Raw genomic sequence first — 17,572 nt, 5'->3', positions numbered from 1 at the left:
ATTTAATTTTTAATAACTGTCGATCTTTGTTCAAGCCATGTGGTTAATTTAGGCCAAAATTCATTTGCGCTTTTTTGGCTCGACATGAGGCCTAAGTGCCCACCGGGGATAAGAGTAAACGTGACATCTTGGCTACTTGTCAATTCACCTAAGGGCTGAGCTGCTGCTGCGGTAACAATCTGATCGCTAGAACCCGCGCCAATAAACAGGGGAGCGTGAATATCTTTTAATTTTATAATCTTATCTTTCAACTGAATAACACCGCCTTTTAGGGGGTTTTGTAGCCATAGATGCAAAACCATGTCCTGATTAATACCGCCAGGATAATCAATCATGTGGTTGAGAAAGTTGCCCATAGTGGCATGTTCATACAGTGCTTGAGGGTCTGCTAGATTAAACAAAAATTGTTTTTGACTGTAATACCAGCCCTTAGGATCTAATATTTTAAAGCCGACTGCATTTAGCAAACCAGGTGTATGAATCATTCTTTTAGGAATTTTACCGCTGTAAATCGTATTTTTGAGTGATTGACTACGTGAAATCAATTGATTGATATTTTGAAAGAGTCGACCAACGCGGCCAGAGGCATAGCTATCAATAGGGCTACCCATCACCATGAGGTTTTTGACACGGTTGGATGTGCTTAAGGCAGTGTATAGCGTGACAAAAATACCAGCCATACTCCAACCATGCAAAGAAATTTGTGGGCTGTTGGCATGTGTACAGATTTTGTCGACACAGTGAGGGATGGCATCATCAATAAATGATAAAAAATCGAGGAAACGATCTTGATAACTGAGCTTATTCCATTCAATTAAATAAACTTCAAAACCACTGTGTTGAAAGTGTTTGACTAGTGAACGATAAGGGTAAAGGTCGTAGATTGCCATATTGATGGCTAAGGGTGCGACAAAGACTAAGGGTTCTTGGTATTTACGGTTGGGTGATGCGTAATGACGAACCTGACAAAATTTATATTCTTCAATGACCTCGTAAGGATTGGTTTGTGATAACACCAATGATTTTGCATTAAAAAAACGTGTAGAGAGGTGCTTTAGTTTTTTTTGCTGTGTTAAAAGGCTTTTTTTCAATGAGTTCATGGTGATTGTTGGCCTATATCCTTGTAGGTTTGATCGAAGTCTAAGCGATATTTGCTTATTATACCTTGACCTTAAATAGCTTAGGCGCTCAAAATATTGGCAATAATTAACAAAAGGCAGTCATTGGACTGAGTAATGCTAATGAACCAACAAGACGACATCGAATATCAACTAGATACCTTGGCTATTCGTACAGGTCACAATCGTACTTCTGAGGGAGAGCATAGTGAGCCGATCTTCTTAACTTCGTCTTTTGTGTGTGAAAGTGCAGCCGACGCTGCTGCAAAATTTTCAGGGCAAATTGAAGGCAATACCTATTCACGTTATACCAACCCAACAGTTCAAACATTTGAAAAGCGTCTAGCTGTTTTAGATGGTGCTGAAGCTGCTGTAGCAACGAGTTCTGGTATGGCGGGTGTGCATGCGGTGACATTAGCTTACTTGAAGGCGGGTGACCATGTTGTATGTTCACGTGCTGTGTTTGGTTCGATTATTTCATTGTTTGAAAAATATGTAATCAAGTTTGGTGTAGATGTCACTTTTGTTGATTTAGAAGATATAGATGCATGGAAACAAGCCATTCGTCCAAATACGCGTTTACTTTTCATTGAAACTCCATCTAACCCATTGGCTCAAGTGGGTGATCTGCAGGCAATTGCGGATATTGCACATGCACAAGGCGCTTTATTTGCAGTAGATAATACGTTCTGTACGCCAGTATTACAGCAACCACTTAAGTTTGGTGCAGACCTTGTTATTTATTCATCGACTAAATATATCGATGGTCAAGGTCGTGCTTTAGGTGGTGCGGTGGTCGGTAGTGCTAAACTGATGGAAGAAATTACCGGTGTGATTCGTACATTGGGTAATTCTATGAGTCCATTTAATGCATGGGTGTTCTTAAAAGGGTTAGAAACTTTAAGTTTACGTATGAAAGCACACTGTGCAAGCGCGCAAATTTTAGCTGAATGGTTAGATGCTCATCCAAAAGTTGAAAAAGTTTATTATGCAGGTTTGCCAAATCATGAAGGCCATGAACTTGCGAAGAAACAACAATCAGGTTTTGGTGGTGTAGTATCGTTTGTTGCTAAAGGTGAGCGTGAAGGCGCTTGGACTGTCATTGATAATACGCGTTTCTTATCAATTACCAGTAACTTGGGTGATGTAAAAACGACAATTACACATCCAGCAACTACTTCTCACGGTAGAATGTCGGCAGAAGCTAAACAAGCAGCAGGAATTAGTGAAGGTTTAATTCGAGTTTCTGTTGGTTTGGAAGATATTAATGATATCATTCGCGATATTTCTCGTGGTTTAGATTTAATTTAAGCCAATTAAAAAGTTTATTGTTCGGAGTATTTTATGAACATTAACATGTTGATGCAGCAAGCTCAGCGTATGCAAAAAGATATGGAAAGCAACGTTAAGAAGGCTAAAGAAGAGCTTGCACAAACGGAAGTTCATGCAGAAGCTGGTGGTGGTCTAGTTAAAGTGACTATGACTTGCCGTAATGTTGTTAAACGTATCGAAATTAATCCTGAATTACTTCAAGATGATGCAGATATGATTGAAGACCTTATTGCAGCGGCAATGAATGATGCTGCGCGTCAAGCTGAAGTCATCACTGAAGAAAAAATGAAATCTGCAAATTCAGGTATGGGTTTACCACCTGGTTTGTCTGGATTGTTCTAAGGAAGCGTCTTGCATGTTTAGTGGACGTTTTGATCAACTCGTTCAAGCATTACGCATTTTACCAAGTGTTGGGCCGAAATCGGCTCAACGCATGGCTTTGCATTTAATCATGAAAAATAAAGAAGGTGCTTTAGGTTTGGCGCATGCGTTAAATGAGGCAACCAGTTATATTCATGAGTGTGCAGTGTGTCATTCACTGACAGAAAATGAAGTTTGTGATATTTGTTTATCAAACGACCGTGATGAGCAACTGCTTTGTGTGGTTGAGTCTCCTGCTGACGTGATGGCAATTGAGCAAAGTGGTAGTTTTAAAGGTAAATATCATGTGCTCGGTGGTCATTTGTCGCCATTAGATGGTATCGGCCCTGAAGAAATTGGTATACCTTACTTAATTCAACGTCTATCGGATGGTCTGGTGACGGAGGTTATTTTGGCAACCAATGCGACGGTTGAAGGGCAAGCAACAGCACATTATTTAGTTGAAGCTGCTAAACATTTGCCAGTCAATATGACGCGTATAGCACAAGGTGTACCACAAGGTGGTGAGCTGGAGTATGTAGACAGTCATACACTCAGTCAGGCAGTACACAACCGAATGAGAATGAAATAAGTGGAGTAGATGCTACACTTATTTTAATCTATCTTAATAATACAAAAAAACGATAATAATTTATCTGAAAAAGCAATAAACTACCAATATATTTAAAAAAATATAACCAATATACAAAAATTAGTTATATAAATATTTTATATATCGGTTAAAATAGGCGAAAACAGTTTTTGCTATAGATTCCGCAGTCTTATGTATCAATTTATTCAACAACAGCAAGATTTACAAAAAGTGATTAACTTAATGGATTCGTATCCCATTTATGGATTAGATACTGAATTTATTAAGGTAGATACGCTGTGGCCGAAACTTGGTGTATTTCAAATCAATGTCAATGGTGAAGTGTTCTTATTAGATGGTGCTGCACTGGATTTGAGTGAATTTTGGATAAAGTTGTTTGGTGCAGAGCAAAACGTTTTTCATGCGTGTAGTGAAGATATTGATCTTATTTATCACTATGCCTCACATAAATCTTTAGACAATGTGTTTGATACTCAAGTTGGTATGTCATTTTTAGGTCATGGCTTACAAGTTAGTTATCAAAATGCATTAAAACTCATGTTAGATGTTGATATTGAAAAGGATCAAACCCGTTCAGATTGGCTTGCTCGTCCATTAAGCTTGGATCAATTAAAATATGCAGCCAATGATGTCGAATACATCATGTTGCTTTCTGAAAAAGTAAAAAATGAATTAGAGCAAAAGCAATTATTGGACTGTGTACTTGAAGATTGTCGTAATTTGACCTATGAAATTGGCGTAGAAACCCCTGTACACCAGTTGTACTCAGATGTTGGTAACTTCCGTAATAGTCGTAAACAACTGATGCAGCTACAGCAACTGGCTGTTTGGCGTGAGCAAATGGTGAAGGCCTTAAATCAGCCACGTAGTTTCATTTTAAAATCAGCCACTATGCAAGATTTGGTGGAGAAAAATCCGCGCAATCATTTCCAGCTAAGCAGTATTAAGGGAATCCGTCCAAACATTATACGCGAGCATGGGAAAACAATTTTAGACTTGCTCAAGTATTTGCCAGAGCAAGCGGAATGGCCATTGCGTATGGCACGTCCAATTCGTCATTCATCACAAGACATTAGTCAGCGTGTAGAATTGACAATTCAAAAAGTCGTGGATGAAACCACAGTGCCGAAAGAAGTATTGATGCGTAAAAAATGGCTGAATGCTTTATATCAACACGTGGTATTTCGTAATGATGAGCAAGATTTACCTAATTATTTATTAGGCTGGCGCTATGACATACTCACCAAACCTTTGATTGAAGTATTGCGTGCAGAGATGGATCCGTAAATTTGAACAACTCCTATAAGTGATATTCTGCTCCTCAAATGATGTTATAAACATCAATATATGGAGTATTTTATGGCACGTAGACCAAGAAGAAATCATTCAAATGATTTTAAAGCTAAGGTAGCACTTGCTGCGATTAAAGCAGAAAAAACACTTGCTGAATTGAGTGCTGAGTTTGATGTTCATCAAAACCAAATTATTGACTGGAAAAATCAATTGATCTCAGCTTCCTCGCAAGCTTTCGATCAATCAAAAGCTCCAACAGAACCACCCATCGATCTAAAAAAACTACATGCAAAAATCGGTGAGCAGGCATTAGAAATTGATTTTTTAGAAGGTGTGTTGAAGAAACTGGGCCGCTTCAACCACAAAAGTTAATCGACGACTCACTTCAGATTTCAGTATCTAAGCAAGCTAAGCTGCTGAAAGTCTCCCGTGGTTGTTATTACTATCGCCCAAAACCTGTGAGTGCATCAGATCTGAAGCTGATGCGATGTATTGATGAATTACATATGCAATATCCTTTTGCAGGCAGTCGTATGATGCGTGATTTGTTGAATCGTCAAGGACATCATATAGGACGACGTCATACACGTACTTTAATGAAGAAAATGGGTATTCAGGCGTTATATTGCAAACCAAATTTAAGCCAGGCTAATCAAGCTCACCGTAAATATCCATATCTGCTCAAAGGATTGGCTATTCAGCGCAGTAATCAAGTGTGGTCTACGGATATAACGTATATCCCTATGGCAAAAGGCTTTGTTTATTTATGTGCTGTGATTGATTGGCATAGCCGCAAGGTACTTGCGCATAGAGTATCGATTAGTATGGAGGTGGATTTTTGTATTTCGGCTTTAAATGAAGCGATTGAAAAATATGGTCGACCTGAAATATTTAATACAGACCAAGGCAGCCAGTTTACCAGTGATGCATTTATTGATGTATTGAAATCAAATGGCATTCAAATCAGTATGGATGGTAAAGGTCGATGGGTAGATAATGTGATGGTTGAACGATTATGGCGGAGCGTTAAATATGAAGAGGTGTATCTCAAAGCTTATAGCAGTGTCACAGATGCGAAAAAGCAATTAAGTGCATATTTTGAGTTTTATAATTTGAAACGACCTCATTCGAGTCTAGACAAAATGACACCAAATGAGTTTTACTATGATCAGCTACCCCAACAAAACAAGGTGGCTTAACTAGAGCGGAATATCACTTATAAATACGCTTTTAGTTGTTCAAACAAGTGGGACCACCTCTTGCAGATGAAACTTATTTGTCGACACAAATGAAAGTGAGTGATTAATTGCGCCGAATTGATTAAAGATTTGGCAATTGTACAAATTCACGACTGATGCGTTAATAAACATTAATGTATCAGTCTTTTTTTTGATGTATCCTTTGCCTTGCATTTTAGGAGTGTTGTTTCAAATTATGTTCTGTTCAATTTACAAATCGAGCAAAAAAGACGAAATGTATATTTACATTGCTCGTCAGGAAATCAAAGAAAACCAAGAGCCAGCAAATCCGCTCGAAGTTTTGCCTGAAGCAGTGCGTACCGCATTTGGCCGTGCAACTTTTGTTATGGATTTGGAGTTGAGTGAATCACGTAAATTGGCACGTGTAAATGTGCTTCATGTGATGGATTCAATTGTTACGAAAGGGTTTTTCCTACAAATGCCTCCAGAAGGCTTAATTGACCCTAATGCAGTTGCGCCAGAAGGCCTGCGCGGTGCTTAATTAAAATTCAGGAGTTGTGAAATGGATAGTTTATGGGCTGTATTAGACTCAATTCCTGAAGATAGCATAGCTGTCACGGTATATTTGCTCGGTAGCTTTATTGCGCTACTGTGCTGGTATGGCGTGGCGAAACGCTTGCCGAAGCTCTTGGGTGGCATGACATGGATTATCATGTTTGCCATTCTATTGACGCCAACGGTATCTGAAGGAAACAATGCCTCGATTGCGCCAGCAATTTTTGGTTTGCTTTTTGGTGTGTTAACCAAAGACCAAGCTTTAGTGTGGGCAAATTTATCGCTTATTCTCTTTGTATTGGGTATTTGTATGGTACTTGGCTACTTATGGTCAAAATATACCGCCAACAAAGCCTCAAATGTTGTTCACAATAAAACTTCACCGCTTTAAAGTAAAAAAATAAAGGTTATGACATGTCTGTTGAAAATCAGCAATTTAATGGCACGGCTCAATATATCGCTACGGATAGCTTAAAACTTGCAGTGAAAGCTGCGCGTTCTCTTCAAAAACCATTGCTTGTAAAAGGCGAGCCTGGCACAGGTAAAACGCTACTCGCAGAACAGGTTGCTGAAAGTTTAGGTCTTAAGCTGATCACATGGCATATCAAATCAACCACAAAGGCACAGCAAGGCTTGTATGAGTATGATGCTGTTTCACGTTTACGTGATAGTCAGTTGGGCGATGACCGTGTGTACGATATTAAAAACTATATTAAGCCAGGTAAATTGTGGGAAGCATTTACCAGTGAAGAGCGCTGTGTTTTATTGATTGATGAAATTGATAAAGCAGACATCGAGTTTCCGAATGACTTATTACATGAACTCGATAAAATGTCGTTTTATGTCTATGAAACGGGTGAAACCATTACAGCGACCCAACGTCCGATCGTAATCATTACTTCAAATAATGAAAAAGAACTACCAGATGCATTCTTGCGTCGTTGTTTCTTTCATTATATTGAATTCCCAGATGAAACCACGATGCGTGAAATTATCGATGTACACTTCGAAAATATTTCTGCAACATTGGTCAATGAAGCTTTACAGGTATTCTTTAAATTACGTCAAATTCCGGGCCTAAAGAAACCACCTTCAACCTCTGAATTGATTGATTGGTTGAGCTTGTTGATGGCAGATGATATGCCTGAAGATATTTTGCGCAATACAGATAAATCAAAATCAATACCACCACTTTATGGTGCGCTGATTAAAAATGAGCAAGATGTACAGTTGCTAGAACGTTTGGCATTTATGTCACGTCGTTAAGCGATGAAATAAAAAACAAAAGCTGGAATGTCCAGCTTTTGTTTTTTAATAGATGACTGATGAGAAGCCTGTTGTATTGTTTAAAATATGCTGAATGGTGAGTTACAGCTTGCCACTTTACTTATAAAAGTGATTTTGAATAATATTGAAGAAAAGGCTACCGTTCAAAAGATATGTACTTCACAAAATTGACCCAAAGAGCTTGGGTGTGATTGTATGATCTGTTTAGACTCACTATAAATTTAATGGATTTTATTCGCCTATGTTTGTGCGATTGTTTTATACCCTTCGAAAATACGGCGTTCCTGTTTCTACACGTGAGCTGATTGATCTAAATGAAGCTGTGGCAGCAGGTTTGGTATTTGCAGACCAAGATGAGTTCTATCAGCTTGCAAAAACTGTCATGGTGAAAGACGAACGCTTCTTTGATAAATTTGACCGTGCAATGAAAGACTATTTTGATGGTATATCGACCTTTGATTTAGATGAATTGCTCAATCAGGTGCACAAATTACCCAAAGAATGGTTTGATTTGGAGTTGCTTGAAAAGCACCTCACACCAGAACAACGTGAAGAACTCAAAAAAGCAGGTTCGCTCGAAGAACTGATGAAAATGTTGGAAGAACGCTTGCGTGAACAACATAAAAAGCATCAGGGTGGTAATAAGATGATTGGTACGGGAGGCACATCACCTTTTGGTGCTTTTGGTGATCATCCTGAAGGTGTACGCATTGGTGGTCCTGGGCGAAAACGTTCCGCGGTTAAAGTGTGGGAGCAACGCCAATACCGTAATTTGGATGATGACCAAATTTTAGGTAGCCGTCAGATGCAAATGGCGCTGCGCCGGTTACGTAAATTTGCCCGTCAAGGCGCTGCCGAAGAGCTCGATATTGATGGCACGATTCGTGAAACTGCCAAACAGGGCATTTTAGATGTGCAATTGGTGCCTGAGCGCCGTAACCGTATTAAAGTGCTGATGCTGTTTGATGTGGGTGGCTCGATGGATGCTCACATTGCCCAATGTGAAAAACTCTTTTCAGCAGCCAAAACCGAATTTAAAACCCTTGAATATTTTTATTTCCATAACTGTTTGTATGACTATGTTTGGAAAGACAATATCCGTCGTTCAAATACGCGTATGAATACATGGGATTTGTTTAATACCTATGGGCGTGACTATCGTGTGATTGTGGTTGGTGATGCCAGCATGGCGCCGTATGAGTTGAACTCTGCTGGTGGTTCAGTCGAATATATGAATGATGAAGCTGGTAATGTATGGTTGCACCGCCTGCGTAAGCATTTTGATAAAACGGCTTGGCTAAATCCAGAAGAAGATAATTATTGGCATTACACACAAACCATTGGTCAAATCAAACAAATCTTTGAGGATCACATGTATCCAATGACCTTAAAGGGTGTTGAGGATATGACTAAGTATTTAGCACGCTAGGTATAAGTTGGTCATTTGCTTGTAAGAAGTTGCAAGTTTTGTGAACTACTTTGAATAATATATAGATTTTGACTTGTTGTGTTTGGTCGAAATTCGTTAGTATCAGGTCAGTATTTTTTCGCTCTTTATGCTCAGGGGTTTTTTATGAATCATCTAATTAATGGCATTGCCTTACCAAATGAAGAGGGCTTCTTTGGTAATTATGGTGGTCAGTTTATTCCACCTGATTTAAAGCAAGCGATGGATGATATTAATGTTGCTTATCAGGAGATCCGCCAAACTGCGGAATTTCAAGATGAATTAAAAGAGCTATTCGCTCACTATGTAGGTCGTCCGAGTCCGTTATTTCATGCAAAACGCTTGTCTGAGAAGTTAGGTGGTGCACAAATTTATTTGAAGCGTGAAGACCTCAACCATACAGGTGCACACAAAATTAACCATTGTTTAGGCGAAGCACTGCTTGCTAAATATATGGGTAAAACTAAAGTGATTGCAGAAACAGGCGCTGGCCAGCATGGTGTAGCACTTGCAACTGCATGTGCTCTTGTGGGTATTCCTTGCGAAATTCACATGGGACAAGTAGATATTGAAAAAGAACATCCAAACGTGGTGAAAATGAAAATTTTAGGTGCAAACCTAATTTCAGTCACACGTGGTACAGCAACACTTAAAGATGCAGTGGACAGTGCTTTTGAAGAATATCTAAAAGATCCGAAAAACTTCATTTATGCAATTGGTTCTGTGGTTGGTCCGCATCCATTTCCAATGATGGTACGTGATTTTCAGTCGATTATTGGTGAAGAAATTAAAGTTCAAACCAACGAACGTTTTGGTGCAAACCCTGACTATGTGGTTGCATGTGTGGGTGGTGGTTCAAATGCAGTGGGTGCATTTACGGCATTCTTAAATGAGCCAAATGTAAAATTGGTGGGTGTGGAGCCCGCAGGCCATGGTCTAGATACAGACATGCACTCAGCAACTTTAACCTTGGGTAAGCCAAGTCAAATTCACGGTATGGCATGCTATGTACTAGAAGATGAAAAGGGTGAGCCTTTACCTGTGCATTCGATTGCATCTGGTTTGGATTATCCGGGTGTAGGGCCTCAGCATAGCTTATTAAAAGATTTAGGCCGTGTTGAATATACGACTGCAACAGATCAAGAATGTTTAGATGCATTTATGACACTATCACGTGTTGAAGGTATTGTTCCAGCATTGGAAAGTTCACACGCAGTAGCTTGGGCTTTACGTGAAGCACCAAAACTAGCTAAAGACGTCAAAATCGTTGTAAACGTTTCAGGTCGTGGTGATAAAGATGCTGATTATGTTGCAGCAAAATTAGGCTTAAATTAATCTATATTCCTAAATAGACTTAGCTGAGCATCTTCTTTGGTGGGTGTGTAAAGTTTTAATAGTGTATTTAAATTATCCCAGTTTTTGACTGGGATATTTTTTTGCACATATTTTTTATAAAAATCATGGTTAAAAGTAGAAGGAGCTTCTTGTGGGATCAAATTTGGATATAGCGCAAAAATAACGGCTTTTGTATCTAAGAGTTCGGCAATCGCACTGGCAATTTCTAGATTAATTGTGCGCCTATAAGTATGCAGTAAATCATCATTCTTCATGTCAACCATAAGTTGTTCGAGCTCAGCAATTAAACGATTGAGCTGAGTGACTTTAAGTTGGGTGGTGTTGAGTGTATTCATAATAGGTATATTTCTAGTTATGTTCTTTTAATGTCTATTGAGTGTAATTTATTTGTCATTACAAAAACGGTTCATTTAAATAAAATCTCTGAAAAGTCAGAGATTTTAGGCGAATAGACTTTTTAACCTGAAATATATTGCTGAAGTTGTTCGATCAATTTGTGTTGATCATCCATGGCAGCTTTCACTAAATCTCCAATAGAAATTAGGCCAAGGAGTTGATCATTTTCAACCACTGGTAAGTGACGCAGATGTTTATCTGTCATCAGTTCTAGGCAGTCTTCTACAGTTGCATTTCGAGTTACGGTAAGTACTTTTGCAGTCATAATTTCACTGACGGTGGTATCAAAAGATTTACGGTGCATAAGGGCAATTTTGCGTGTGTAATCACGTTCAGAGAGAATGCCTGCAACTTGGCCATTTGTTTCAGTTACTACAATGGCACCAATGCCTTTTTCGGCCATTAAACTAATGGCATCAAGTACAGTTGCATCTGGATGTATGGTGTAAACAGTTTGAAAAGCTTTCTCTTGAAGTACTTGAGCTACATTCGTCATGATCTTTGTGTTCCATATTTAACGTTATTATTAGTTTTAAAGTATCGTGGATTGCATAAAAATCCAATACCAAGATATGCATAAAATTATTGTGTGATATCTCTATCTTTAAGCTATCACAAATTGGCGTGGCGTAAAGAAAAAATGTCGCATTTGTGCTGTGGTCAGCTTAAATTTTTTATTTGCTGTATACAGTGCTGGTGTGGCATGTATACGCGTGAGTGTAGGGAGTAAAGCCACTTCAAAATCTTGAGGGGTTATTCTTTTAGGTGTGTAATGTGGCCAATGTTTTTTAGCATAGCGATGTGCTTGTAAGCCGTTAAGCCAAAATGGGAAGATATAATCTTCTCCATCATTGCTCATTGCCCATCCGTCTCGATAAAGTCCCCAAAGCACGCCACAATACATCATGGTTTTTAAAATCGTAATTTTAAAAAATAGCTCTTTAGAAATTGGGTGAAAGGTGTGCATCTGAAATCTGTCTAACTGTAGTTGGAACATCGGATTATTTTAATGGTCAGAGATGAAACTAGTGTTTAAGCTTAGCCAAAAAAGCGTAAGTAAATGTGTATTTATGAAATTTCAAGATAAAAAAAACGCCACCTAGGTGACGTTTTATTAAGCCTGCATGGTGGCCATCTTTTCCCAATATTGGGCTTTGTAGGAATCACGTTCTACACGAAAACCTTGATAATAAAGTTCTGCTAAAAACATCGCTGCTTTACCGTGGCCTGCGCGTGCTGCTTGCTCTAGTTCTGTTACCGCGTCAATGAAATTCATTTGTGATTGAATTGTATTTACCGCATTTGCATAAACATGTTCTAGTTCATGTTGAGAGATTTGTTGAATCATATAAAACTCCTTATTGTAATTATGATCACATCTTATATAGGTCGATTGATCCTACTTGATGCATACTCAATATAACTAAGTATTGTTAAACTAATATTACAAAATATGGTAATTGTCAAATAAAAATAAAAACCTATCTTGCTGAGTTTGAGTTTACATGATTAAACAATGATCAGTTTGATTATTTATTAATATAATTAGTGAAAATAATTAAATAACAAGGAGAACAGCACATGAGTCGTACTTTAGACGGTTTAAGTTTTGATATGCCTCCGTCAGCGGAGCAAGTGATCGCACTCGCTCACTTGCATCGTACAAAATTGGATGAAGCAATTTTTCATAATGAAATTCATTTGGGAGAATTTGGGTTAGCACAGCGTAAGCGTGTATATGACTTTACACGTGAACTTGATGTACCTCAACGAGAGGCTTTTTATCAAGTTTACAATGGTGAGTTATTAAGCATTGCAGATGACGATGATCTTCATCCTGCCGAAGCAGAAGGCGGGTTGAGTATATTTGCGATGGTTGTGGTCTTGGTGATCATTGCTGCAATTTTATATTTCGCGGTTATTCGCGCCGTTGTTTAACAAAATAGTGGCTAAATTTAGTCTTGTTGGTGTCAAAGTCTACAGCTTGTACAAGAAAACAGCAGTGTGACTTGAACTTCATCTAACTCCTCCATACACTACTTTTAACTCGAGGTAGTGTATGACTATTGATTTAGAAAAAATTCTTCAATTTAAAACCAATCTATCGAAAATAAAGTTAGAGCAAATTTATAATTATTCGATTGCTACGATTGTTGCGCTCATTTTGTGTGTATCTAGTTTTGCCTTAACTCGTCCCATCTCAGTTCAAAAATTTCATAATGTGGTGTTGTTATCAGAGCAACATAGTTATCCGCTCACTCAGGAAATGGCTGAAAATCTTAAGCAACAGCGCCAAATTAGTATGCGTCAGTACCTTCGCTTAATGCATGCCTATCAACAGGAGTCAGTGCGTGCGCACCAACTCCCTGATGCTTTAGAGGAAAGTCTTTAGGATTTTGGTTTGATGCGAGTATTGTCACTCGCTGTCGATGTAAGGTTTTCGTCTAATATGCCTTGTAACTCATCTTGATCAAGCGTTGGAGAAACAATAACAATTGTCATATTGTCTGCGTGTAAGTGTTTACGTAGTGCGTTTTCAATGTCTTTGACAGTTAAACTGGCCAGTAATTTCGGATATTGACTGAGATAGTCTGCTGGTTGTCCATAAAATCCCAACAAGCCAAGCTGGGCATTAATGGAAGCATTACTGCTGTAGTTGTTGGGATAAGCACGTAACATACCCGCTTTGGTATCTTCTAATTGCTTACGGTCGATAGGCTGTCGAATAAATTCTGCAAAGGCTTTATGGGCAACTTTTATGCTGTCCATGAGTTGATCTTGGCGTGTAGAGTAACTGAAGCTAAATACACCGGGTGCTTGACTGAAACTAAAACTACTATAGGCACCGTATGTATAGCCTCGTTTCACACGAAGTTCTTGCATTAAAATTGAGTTAAAGCCTCCGCCACCAAACATTCGATTGGCAACTTCTAGGGCCAATCGATCTGGATCGTTTCGTGTGGTACCAATATGACCGAAAGTGATGTGGGCTTGAGTTGACTGGAATGGTATATGCTTAATCACAAACTTATCGGTGATTAGTGGCTGTGCTAATTCACCCGCTTTTGTACCTTGTGGTACGTGGCTAGAAATATACTCTGCAAGTTTCTGTGCTTCTTTCGTGTCCAGTTTTCCTGTAATCGCAATATTCATATTCTGTGCGACTAAGAATTTATCGCGGAACTGTTTTAAGCGTTCTGGATTAATACGTTTAATACTACCGTTGGTGCCTGTAATGGGCTCAGCATAGGGGTGAGTTCCATAAACACTTCGATAAAACTGAATGCCCATTAAGCGACTTGGATTTTCTTTAAGTTGTTGCTGGCCAGCTTGATTATTACTTACAGCTAAGCTGAGACTGTTATTTTTAAAGGTCGCATTATTTAAGATTTCAAGCAACATGTTGAGTGCAGGTTCGCGTTTTTTAGAGTCTGAAAGTACACGTAGGTGCACCACGAACATATCTCTATATGCTTGAATGCTGAATCTGGCACCTGTTTGTTCAAATACACTGGCAATTTGAGTCGCATTATATTTCTCAGTGCCTTCACTCATGAGTCTTGCGGTCATACTGGCTAAGCCGCCAAGCCCATTGGCAATTTCCGTATCGCGTGCAGCGCCCGCATTAAAGGTAAGTTGTATGTCCACCATTGGTAGGTCTTGAGACTCTACGAATAAACTGCGTACCCCATAACGATTTTTGAGCTCATGTACATAAGGTGCTTGATATTCAGTTGCGGTATTTAAGTTTTTTAAGCTTTGTAAAAGTGGAATAGACTGTAACTGATTTGGTGAGAGGTCAAGATTCTCTTCGTTATTTAGAAAATCTTCTTCTGAAGAAGCGTATACAGCATGATTGAGTCCTGCGCTAAACACGAGAGCCAATAACAAGCAAGATGTTTTATTGAACATATTGGCATCCATTATTTAGAAGGTTGTTCTGGAGTGAGGTACATGGTGGTTAAGTTGTCACGAACGAAATATGTGTTGGCAACCTTTTGCACATCTTGTGGGCTGACATTTTCGTAGTAGCGAGGTAGCTCATCCATCAAGCGAAAGCTCAAATCATTGACTTCAAGATTACCAATCATTTTGGCTTGACCGACAATATCGTCTTGGTTGTAAATCATATTGGCAATAAATTTGGTACGTATACGATCCATTTCAGTGGCATCAATTAATTCATTTTTGAGTGAATCTATTTCAGCTTGTATGGCTTTTTGTGCATTTTCTAGCGATACCCCTGAGGCAGGCATAGCAGAAATACTAAATAAGCTATCACCGCGGTTATAGGGGTCATAAGAAACACTTAAAGTAGTTAAAACTTTCTTATCACGGATGAGGCGTTCTTGTAGGCGAGATGAAATACCGCTATCAAGTAAATTGCGGATGATGTTGAGCACATAAGCATCTTGTGGATTTTTAGCTGAGCTTAAAGAGTGTACATTCCATGCCATATATAAATTAGGAATTTGCACATTATTGCTTAATTCTAAATGTCGATAACCTGGACGTTCAAATTCTAAGACATCATTTCGGGGTGGTTGCTTTTGTGCAGGAATATCACCAAAGTATTTTTGGACTTGTAGTAATGCCTGTTCTGCATTGACATCCCCAACAATAACTAAAATTGCATTATTAGGCGCATACCAAGTCTTGTACCATTGCTTTAAATCATCCAGTTGGATGTTTTGCAGGTTTTTCATATAGCCAATCACAGGTTGGCGATAGTGACTGGTCGGATAAGCCAACCATTTAAAACGTTCAAAAGCCCATGAACGCGGATTATCATCTGTACGCTGGCGACGTTCTTCCATTACGACCTTAATTTCAGGTTCAAAGTCAGATTGCTTAAGTTTTAAGTTACTCATGCGATCAGCTTCAAGCTCTAAAGCCATTGGAAAATAGGTTTTAGGGTAAAGTTGGTAGTAATTGGTGTAATTGGTAAATGTCGCAGCATTAATACTACCGCCGTATAAACGGCTTAAGCGGGTAAATTCATCATTGGGTACTTTATTTGTACCTTTGAACATCATGTGCTCAAGTACGTGGGAAATTCCTAAAAGATTACCTGATTCATCTGTACTGCCGACTTTGTACCAGATATGCGTCATGACCATAGGAGAGCGATGGTCTTCACGAATAATCACTTTCAAGCCATTTTTGAGCGTTGTTTCAAAAGTTGTGCGGCTGAGCTGACTACGAGAATCAGCATGTGTTATTGAGCACATCAAACCCGTGCCCAATAAACTGGTCAAAAGAAGAGCTCGCGAAGCGCGATTTAAAAAAGATTGAAAATAAAGAGTGCGCACAAGCGATTCCAAATAAGCATGTGTGGTAGAGCACTATTTTTAATAAACCTAAGAAGAAACACAAGGATAGCCCTGTTGTTTTTTAGCATGCAGTGGAATGCAAGCAGACGAATGGCTAAAAAACTGGGAACTTATGTTAGAATCGTTGTTTTTAACGCAGTGCTTTTCAAGGATTCGGCATGCAACAGCAATCTAATGGGCAAAATAAATTTTTGATTGATGCTGATTTTGGGGATGATGATGTCACATTACCGAGCTTAGCATCCGTTAATGTGCCAATTGTAGAAACTCCGAAAGCGCCAGCTCCTGTTTCTGAGCCTGTAGCACCAGAAGTAGCAGAAGTAGAAAAAGAAGCCCCACAAGGTGGATTCTTCAGTCGTATGAAAGAGGGTTTAACCAAAACCCGTAAAAACCTTGCAGATGGAATGGTTAACATTCTGATCGGTGGTAAAGAAATTGACGACGAATTATTGGAAGAGGTTGAAGAACAACTTCTCGTTGCAGATATTGGTGTAGACGCAACAAAAACGATTATTGCAAACCTGACTGAACGTACAGCACGCGGTGATTTGATTTATTCTCATTCATTGTATAAAGCACTTCAGGAAGAGCTAGTTGCATTACTTGCACCACGTGTAAAACCATTACATATAGATCCAAATAAAAATCCGTATGTAATCTTGGTTGTGGGTGTCAATGGTGTAGGTAAAACCACCACAATTGGTAAGTTAGCAAAACGCTTACAGGGCGAAGGTAAAAAAGTCATGTTGGCGGCGGGTGATACCTTCCGTGCAGCGGCAACTGAACAGCTTCAAATTTGGGGTGAGCGCAATAATATTGCAGTCGTTGCGCAAGGCCATGGTGCAGATAGTGCATCGGTGATTTATGATGCTTTTGAAAGTGCTCGTGCTAAAGGTGTAGATGTCTTAATTGCAGATACTGCGGGACGTTTACATAACAAAAGCAACCTCATGCAAGAATTGACTAAAGTTAAGCGTGTAATGCAAAAAATTGATGCAACAGCACCACACGAGGTGATGTTGGTGGTTGATGCGGGTACAGGTCAAAATGCCATTAATCAAGTTGAAATGTTTGATGAAGCTGTAGGTCTTACAGGTTTAACCATTACCAAACTTGATGGTACTGCAAAAGGTGGCGTATTGTTTAATATTGCAAGCCGTACACATGTGCCTATTCGTTTTATTGGTGTTGGTGAAAAAATTGACGATTTACGTCCATTCTCGGCAAAATCATTTGTAGCTGCACTTTTTGAAACTGATAAATAAGCATCAAACATTTGAAAC

At 39.0% G+C, this 17,572-nt stretch carries 20 protein-coding genes; 13 read left to right on the top strand and 7 right to left on the bottom strand.

Annotated elements, in window-relative coordinates:
* Positions 1-2: 2 nt before the first annotated feature.
* Entirely contained in the window at positions 3-1,100 is a 1,098-nt protein-coding gene (locus tag C9E88_RS08925) for an alpha/beta fold hydrolase (protein ID WP_106985023.1), read from the bottom strand.
* 141 nt (positions 1,101-1,241) lie between these two features.
* On the opposite strand from C9E88_RS08925, the gene C9E88_RS08920 reads away from it, so the two are divergent.
* The 10 genes from C9E88_RS08920 (at position 1,242) to trpB (ending at position 10,539) form a co-directional block, all read left to right on the top strand.
* Complete coding sequence (locus C9E88_RS08920; protein ID WP_106985033.1) at positions 1,242-2,429, top strand: O-succinylhomoserine sulfhydrylase; 1,188 nt, start codon at positions 1,242-1,244, stop codon at positions 2,427-2,429.
* 33 nt (positions 2,430-2,462) lie between these two features.
* The gene (locus tag C9E88_RS08915) at positions 2,463-2,792 is read left to right on the top strand and encodes a YbaB/EbfC family nucleoid-associated protein (protein WP_106985024.1); all 330 of its coding nucleotides are present in this window, start codon (positions 2,463-2,465) and stop codon (positions 2,790-2,792) included.
* 13 nt (positions 2,793-2,805) lie between these two features.
* On the top strand, positions 2,806-3,402 hold the full coding sequence (gene recR / locus C9E88_RS08910; RefSeq protein ID WP_106985025.1) for a recombination mediator RecR: 597 nt from the start codon (positions 2,806-2,808) through the stop codon (positions 3,400-3,402).
* A 192-nt stretch (positions 3,403-3,594) separates the two neighbouring features.
* Positions 3,595-4,710 (top strand): ribonuclease D, encoded by a 1,116-nt coding sequence (locus C9E88_RS08905; protein ID WP_137287926.1) that lies wholly within the window; start codon positions 3,595-3,597, stop codon positions 4,708-4,710.
* Positions 4,711-4,782: 72 nt separating this feature from the next.
* A protein-coding gene (locus tag C9E88_RS08900; RefSeq protein ID WP_223155595.1) for an IS3-like element ISAba14 family transposase occupies positions 4,783-5,915 on the top strand; the annotation gives its coding sequence in 2 pieces (ribosomal slippage) (positions 4,783-5,035 and positions 5,035-5,915; 1,134 coding nt in all).
* 235 nt (positions 5,916-6,150) lie between these two features.
* Positions 6,151-6,456 (top strand): YcgL domain-containing protein, encoded by a 306-nt coding sequence (locus tag C9E88_RS08895; protein ID WP_106986676.1) that lies wholly within the window; start codon positions 6,151-6,153, stop codon positions 6,454-6,456.
* Between the two features lie 21 nt (positions 6,457-6,477).
* Positions 6,478-6,861 (top strand): hypothetical protein, encoded by a 384-nt coding sequence (locus C9E88_RS08890; RefSeq protein ID WP_106986677.1) that lies wholly within the window; start codon positions 6,478-6,480, stop codon positions 6,859-6,861.
* Positions 6,862-6,884: 23 nt separating this feature from the next.
* A complete protein-coding gene (locus tag C9E88_RS08885; RefSeq protein WP_106986678.1) occupies positions 6,885-7,736 on the top strand; it encodes an AAA family ATPase in 852 nt (283 codons plus the stop codon).
* A gap of 262 nt (positions 7,737-7,998) precedes the next feature.
* Positions 7,999-9,186: a vWA domain-containing protein gene (locus C9E88_RS08880; protein ID WP_106986679.1), complete on the top strand. Its 1,188-nt coding sequence runs from the start codon at positions 7,999-8,001 to the stop codon at positions 9,184-9,186.
* Positions 9,187-9,330: 144 nt separating this feature from the next.
* Positions 9,331-10,539, top strand: coding sequence for a tryptophan synthase subunit beta (gene trpB, locus C9E88_RS08875; protein WP_106986680.1), 1,209 nt, complete (start codon positions 9,331-9,333; stop codon positions 10,537-10,539).
* On the opposite strand, the gene C9E88_RS08870 is transcribed toward trpB, so the two are convergent.
* The 4 genes from C9E88_RS08870 to C9E88_RS08855 form a co-directional block, all read right to left on the bottom strand.
* Positions 10,536-10,895, bottom strand: coding sequence for a hypothetical protein (locus tag C9E88_RS08870; protein WP_106986681.1), 360 nt, complete (start codon positions 10,893-10,895; stop codon positions 10,536-10,538). The two genes, trpB and C9E88_RS08870, sit on opposite strands and share 4 nt — an antisense overlap.
* Before the next feature lie 122 nt (positions 10,896-11,017).
* A complete protein-coding gene (locus C9E88_RS08865; protein ID WP_106986682.1) occupies positions 11,018-11,452 on the bottom strand; it encodes a CBS domain-containing protein in 435 nt (144 codons plus the stop codon).
* A gap of 108 nt (positions 11,453-11,560) precedes the next feature.
* Entirely contained in the window at positions 11,561-11,923 is a 363-nt protein-coding gene (locus tag C9E88_RS08860; protein WP_106986683.1) for a DUF2750 domain-containing protein, read from the bottom strand.
* Between the two features lie 147 nt (positions 11,924-12,070).
* The gene (locus C9E88_RS08855; RefSeq protein WP_106986684.1) at positions 12,071-12,304 is read right to left on the bottom strand and encodes a hypothetical protein; all 234 of its coding nucleotides are present in this window, start codon (positions 12,302-12,304) and stop codon (positions 12,071-12,073) included.
* A 233-nt stretch (positions 12,305-12,537) separates the two neighbouring features.
* Here C9E88_RS08855 and C9E88_RS08850 point away from each other — a divergent pair, with 233 nt between their 5' ends.
* Both C9E88_RS08850 and C9E88_RS08845 read left to right on the top strand, forming a co-directional pair.
* Positions 12,538-12,894 carry a hypothetical protein gene (locus tag C9E88_RS08850; RefSeq protein ID WP_106986685.1) on the top strand — a complete coding sequence of 119 codons (357 nt, stop codon included), beginning with the start codon at positions 12,538-12,540 and terminating at the stop codon, positions 12,892-12,894.
* Between the two features lie 121 nt (positions 12,895-13,015).
* Positions 13,016-13,348 (top strand): hypothetical protein, encoded by a 333-nt coding sequence (locus C9E88_RS08845; RefSeq protein WP_106986686.1) that lies wholly within the window; start codon positions 13,016-13,018, stop codon positions 13,346-13,348.
* Here C9E88_RS08845 and C9E88_RS08840 read toward each other — a convergent pair.
* Positions 13,345-14,868, bottom strand: coding sequence for a M16 family metallopeptidase (locus C9E88_RS08840; RefSeq protein WP_106986687.1), 1,524 nt, complete (start codon positions 14,866-14,868; stop codon positions 13,345-13,347). The two genes, C9E88_RS08845 and C9E88_RS08840, sit on opposite strands and share 4 nt — an antisense overlap.
* 11 nt (positions 14,869-14,879) lie before the next feature.
* A complete protein-coding gene (locus C9E88_RS08835; RefSeq protein ID WP_106986692.1) occupies positions 14,880-16,187 on the bottom strand; it encodes a M16 family metallopeptidase in 1,308 nt (435 codons plus the stop codon).
* 260 nt (positions 16,188-16,447) lie between these two features.
* Here C9E88_RS08835 and ftsY point away from each other — a divergent pair, with 260 nt between their 5' ends.
* A complete protein-coding gene (gene ftsY, locus C9E88_RS08830; RefSeq protein WP_106986688.1) occupies positions 16,448-17,554 on the top strand; it encodes a signal recognition particle-docking protein FtsY in 1,107 nt (368 codons plus the stop codon).
* Positions 17,555-17,572 lie beyond the last annotated feature (18 nt).

It is taken from the genome of Acinetobacter cumulans (genome assembly GCF_003024525.3).
GTDB lineage: Bacteria > Pseudomonadota > Gammaproteobacteria > Pseudomonadales > Moraxellaceae > Acinetobacter > Acinetobacter cumulans.
Note: the sequence above shows the minus strand (reverse complement) of the source record. Positions and strands in the feature narration are given on the sequence as shown.